Origin of the sequence: Emticicia sp. (assembly GCF_049241225.1) — a bacterium.
In the GTDB taxonomy this organism is placed as follows: Bacteria; Bacteroidota; Bacteroidia; order Cytophagales; family Spirosomataceae; genus Emticicia.
In genome coordinates this window covers 1-1,284 of record NZ_JBMLRC010000454.1, presented here as the reverse complement: position 1 = coordinate 1,284, position 1,284 = coordinate 1, and the positions used below count along the sequence as shown (strand labels likewise).

General features: G+C 38.6%; 1 protein-coding gene. It reads left to right on the top strand.

Annotated features, from left to right (window positions below; all coding sequences use genetic code 11):
* Positions 1-84: 84 nt before the first annotated feature.
* Positions 85-1,284: an OmpA family protein gene (locus ACOVO2_RS23295; protein WP_421772276.1), complete on the top strand. Its 1,200-nt coding sequence runs from the start codon at positions 85-87 to the stop codon at positions 1,282-1,284.

Genomic DNA, 1,284 nt, shown 5'->3' with positions numbered 1-1,284 from the left:
ACAATACTCTATATAATGATATTGTTGAATACGTAAAATCCGTTAAAGGATAAAAACACCATTGATGTCAAAACCAAAGAATTTATGAAAACACCAATAACCATATTGTTCATTTTCATAAGTTCTTTGGTTTTTTCACAAAGTAATACCTACCGTCCACAACTTCGGCTTTCACCTCACTTTGGTATCGGCTGGGCCATACCACCTTTTATTGATGGCACTAATAGTAACTTAGTGCTAAAATCAAATCCACTTAAAAACTATATCATCGGCGAAGTAACCACATCCTCGGGTGCCAACAAGCAAATTTATAAAATGACCAACACCATTGGTATTGATGCCAATTATTTAGTCAGCAAACAATGGTCAGTCAATTTAGGTGTAAACCGAGCCATGCACATTAATCTTTTGAGCGACCCCGACCCCGTACGAGTCTCAAATACTACCGAATACACCACCTGGATTTATGCTTATAAATACACATCATATCTAATAGGTGCAAGATATAATCAATACGATAAGTTTTTTCAATGCAATATTCACTATGCTGGAATGGCCAAGCAGGCTATCGAAAACAATGGTGGGGCAGGTGGAGGAATCATAACCAATGGAAACGGACTAAGCAGTACCATTCTATCTCGAAAAGAAAATACATTTGTTATCTCTCCCGAATATGGCATTACAGGAGTAAGCTCATTCGACTTACCAATGGAGTTAAGTGTAGGCTTACACATTCCGACATCAATTTTTTCAAAAGAACAAGCCACTTTTATCAGAAATGGCTCAAATGCTGGAACAAATAACCTAAATTTCACCCAAGCAGCTGTGTGGCTTAGAGTACGAATACCATTTTTAGTATGGTCAAGAAATCCAAAAGCTCCCAAACCTGTAATAGTTACGAAGCCAGCACCACAAAAAACTGTTGAATATGAAGGTAAGAAAGTAGCAACCGGTGAAAAGATAATTCTAAAAAGCCTACAATTCGAGCAAGCCAAAGATGTACTTAGTCCAAGTGCCATGGCCGAACTTGATAAAGTAGAGCAATTGATGCAGCAATCTTCAACGATGATTATTGAAATCATTGGACATACCTCCGACGAAGGCGACCGCAACAGTAATATTGAGCTCTCACTAAAAAGAGCAAAAGCGTGTAAAGAGTATCTACTCAAGAAAGGAATCAAGTCAAATCGCATTCAAGTACGAGGAATGGGGCCAGATTCCCCAATCTCCCGAACCGATAAATCTCTCAATCGCAGAGTAGAGATGCAAATCATCCGCATGTAA